Source organism: Pantoea sp. ME81, assembly GCF_903970985.1.
Lineage (GTDB): Bacteria > Pseudomonadota > Gammaproteobacteria > Enterobacterales > Enterobacteriaceae > Pantoea > Pantoea communis.
This window is the reverse complement of record NZ_CAJCKS010000293.1, coordinates 1-3,352: the sequence shown is the minus strand read 5'-3', so window position 1 is coordinate 3,352 and position 3,352 is coordinate 1. Positions and strand designations below refer to the sequence as shown.

The following is a 3,352-nucleotide window of genomic DNA, read 5'->3' as shown; positions in this document are numbered from 1 at the left end:
GTACAGCACGTGACCGAACTCAGGAAACAGACACAGCGCGCTACCCTGCTCCCCACCGCGTGGCTCTACGGATAGGTGTGTTACGGGGGGCAAGAGGGTCATTGGCGGCGGCAATCCCGGAACTCAGAATAAGGGTTCCTGCCCACATGGCATTTTCACCGCCGGTAATGCGCAGCAACGACCCCAGCGTGATCAGCAGCAGCGAGCCCCACAAACTGCGTTCCAGGCCAAAGCGATTACCAAACCAGGCGGCAGGCGGTGCCAGCGTGGCAAACATCAGCAGCGGTAAAAAATTGATCACGCCTGCGGCACTGGCGCTCAGACCAAAACTGGCGCGGATATTCTCCAGTATGGGACCGGTGGCGGTAATCGGCGTGCGCAGATTGGCAGCAGTAAGCAGCAACAGAAACAGGAAAAAACCCGCGCGTCGTAGGGCTGGATTTTGGGCAATAGTGGTATGGGACATATTTGCGCACCATAGAGTTGAGGCAGAACGATTCTGCATATGGTGCGTTGATTGACGTTAACGCTTACGCAGCAGTTCATTTCCGCTGAGGAGGGGAATACTAACGAGGGACGTTTGACATGTAAAGTTTCAAAATCCATCAAAGATAAAATCAATAGAATCTTTGATTTGCTGGCGATAAGGGCGCGCATCCATCACTTGTTTTCCTAACAGAGATGCGGGCACACTTGCCATTTCATGGGTCATGACGAGATAGCCTTCTCCCTCAATTTCGATGACGGGGTTAAGCCGTTTTACCTGACCAGCCTTAAGTCGATTCATAGGGTACAAAGGAATGACAATACGCGTTGTGAGCTGATCAATGATATCGCTTTGAACATCGACCAGATAAGGGTAAGCACTGTTTTTACTGGTGTTGTTATAAATCATGTACTGCATGTTTAGAACGTCCTGTGTTCATCCGACAATAAACCATGCTCTTCAGTTATGCGGTTCAGTTCCTGTAAACCGGCACTATTTTCTTGTTTCCATTTTTCTGCAGCGGCTACCCGTATTTCTTGTCGCAAAGCCTCAGCAAGAATCGCGGATAAGTTTAAACCGGCCTCTCTGGCTTGTTGCAATAGCATGGGTTCGACGGTGACGCTGACGGTTTTCTTCTGTTTTACACTGGTATTAGGCATAAATCCCCCGTGTGGACTACACGTGTAGTCATGTCGATGAGTATGGATGAAAACTCAACTGCCATCAATCCAACAAAAATAAACGTTATTGACTTGCCTCTCGACCTTTCCGCGTCCACTTTTAAAGCCTCTGTTCAACACAAATGGATGCACGATGCTTTGGTTATGGAATACGCTGATCCTGCTGGCGTCAGTGGTGGTGATGGAAGGGGTGGCGGCACTGTCGCATAAGTACATCATGCACGGTTGGGGCTGGGGCTGGCATTTATCACACCATGAACCGCACGACGGCAAATTTGAACTCAACGATCTCTATGCCGTGGTGTTTATGTTCATGGCGATTGCGCTGATCTACATCGGCGTAAACGGCTACTGGCCGCTGCAATGGATTGGTGCGGGCGTAACCTTGTACGGCGCACTCTATTTTATGGTGCACGATGGTCTTGTGCATCAGCGCTGGCCGTTCCGCTATATTCCGCGCAAAGGCTACCTCAAGCGCCTGTATATGGCGCACCGCATGCATCATGCGGTGCGAGGACGGGAAGGATGTGTTTCTTTCGGCTTTCTCTATGCGCCGCCATTGCATAAATTGCAGGCGGCGCTGCGACAGCGGCATAAATCCGTTAACGCGGACGCTGCCATAACCCCTCAGGACGCGACTCCGGACGAGTCAAACGTGAAGTAAGCGCCAAGCCAGCACCTTTCACCAGCAGCGCCAGTTTTTCGCCGCTGCTGGTACGTTGTCGCGCATCCCAGGCGTGTGCGCCTGCATGTTGCACCTTCACCCCAATTTCACGATAAACGCCGCGCGCAGTGGCGATGGCCCATGCTGAACGCAGCGGCAAGCCAGGTAAACCGGAACGAGCAGAGTGATAATAGGGTTCTGCTTCGCTCACCAGTCGCGCGGCCAGTGGTGCCAGGGCAGCGCGATGTTGCGGATCGGCCAGATTCTGGCCGGTTAAGCCAGCTTGATCCAGCCAGCTTTGCGGCAGATAGCAGCGCCCGTTCTGCGCATCTTCAACGATGTCGCGGGCAATGTTGGTGAGCTGGAAGGCGAGCCCCAGATCGCAGGCGCGATCCAGCACCGCTTCGTCACGGACGCCCATCACACGGGCCATCATCAGGCCCACCACTCCCGCGACGTGATAGCAGTAGCGCAGAGTATCGTCGAACGTCACGTAGCGCGCCTCACGCGCATCCATCGCAAAGCCTTCCAGGTGATCAAACGCCAACTGTGGCGGCAACTGGTGAATTAACGCCACCTCCTGGAATGCTTTGAACGCGGGTTCATCCATGTGCGCACCGCTGTAAGCACGGCGGGTTTCAATTTGCAGATGCAGCATGCGCGCTTCGGCATCTTCTACCACATGTTGTGTGCCGCCTTCGCCCAGCGTTTGTCCATCAATCACGTCATCGCAGTGGCGACACCACGCGTACAGCATCAACGTGCTGCGCCGCGTGGGCGCATCGAACAGTTTCGCGGCGGTGGCAAAACTCTTTGAGCCCACCGCCATGGTCTGAGTCACTTGCTCTAGCAGGGGTTGGCGATTCATCCAGCGAGATCCTCCTGCATCAGTTGCGCAGTGGCTTTCGCCGAGCCAATCACACCGGGTACCCCGGCGCCGGGATGTGTGCCAGCACCAACCAGATAGAGGTTGGCGATATCCGCATCGCGGTTATGTGGGCGGAACCATGCGCTCTGCGTCAAAATCGGTTCCAGCGAAAACGCTGAACCCTGATGGGCGTGCAGCGTGTCGCGAAAATCAAACGGCGTAAACATGCGGTGCGTCACCAGTTGCTGACGTAGTCCCGGCATATAGTGCTCCTCCAGATAAGCAAAGATGCGATCGCGTAAACGCGGTCCTTCCTGTTGCCAGTCGATCGCCGCCGTGCCGAGATGCGGCACCGGTGCCAATACGTAAAAACTGCCACAGCCTGCCGGAGCCAGTGATGGATCGCTGGAGCAGGGTGCATGCAGATAAAGCGAAAAATCGTCTGAAAGCTGGCTGCTGTTAAAAATCTCGTCGATCAGCTCACGATAGCGCGGGCCAAAGCACACGGTATGATGCGCCAGCTGTGAATGCGGGTGATTCAGACCGAAATAGAGTACAAACAGCGAATTGCTCATGCGTTTACGTTTCAGCGAGGCCGCACGTTTGCTGGCGGCAGGATGCCCACGCAGCAACCGATCATAGGTATGCACCAC

General features: G+C 54.6%; 5 protein-coding genes and 1 pseudogene. 1 reads left to right on the top strand and 5 read right to left on the bottom strand.

The features are described from left to right. Positions 1–85 precede the first annotated feature (85 nt). The 3 genes and pseudogenes from H7A81_RS26465 to H7A81_RS26455 form a co-directional block, all read right to left on the bottom strand. Positions 86–466, bottom strand: a pseudogene (locus tag H7A81_RS26465) (MFS transporter); the annotation flags it as partial. Between the two features lie 129 nt (positions 467–595). Further along, positions 596–904 carry a CcdB family protein gene (locus H7A81_RS26460; RefSeq protein WP_058962010.1) on the bottom strand — a complete coding sequence of 103 codons (309 nt, stop codon included), beginning with the start codon at positions 902–904 and terminating at the stop codon, positions 596–598. Positions 905–906: 2 nt separating this feature from the next. Then, positions 907–1,146 (bottom strand): type II toxin-antitoxin system CcdA family antitoxin, encoded by a 240-nt coding sequence (locus H7A81_RS26455; RefSeq protein ID WP_166932497.1) that lies wholly within the window; start codon positions 1,144–1,146, stop codon positions 907–909. A gap of 154 nt (positions 1,147–1,300) precedes the next feature. Between H7A81_RS26455 and H7A81_RS26450 the strand changes: the two genes are divergently transcribed. After that, a complete protein-coding gene (locus H7A81_RS26450) occupies positions 1,301–1,831 on the top strand; it encodes a sterol desaturase family protein (RefSeq protein WP_182059252.1) in 531 nt (176 codons plus the stop codon). Here H7A81_RS26450 and crtB read toward each other — a convergent pair. Together crtB and crtI are read right to left on the bottom strand one after the other, a co-directional pair. Continuing rightward, positions 1,770–2,699 (bottom strand): 15-cis-phytoene synthase CrtB, encoded by a 930-nt coding sequence (gene crtB / locus H7A81_RS26445; RefSeq protein ID WP_058962013.1) that lies wholly within the window; start codon positions 2,697–2,699, stop codon positions 1,770–1,772. The genes H7A81_RS26450 and crtB overlap by 62 nt on opposite strands. Next, on the bottom strand, positions 2,696–3,352 hold a 657-nt coding region (crtI, locus tag H7A81_RS26440), incomplete at its 5' end, for a phytoene desaturase family protein (protein ID WP_182059251.1). The genes crtI and crtB, both read right to left, overlap by 4 nt.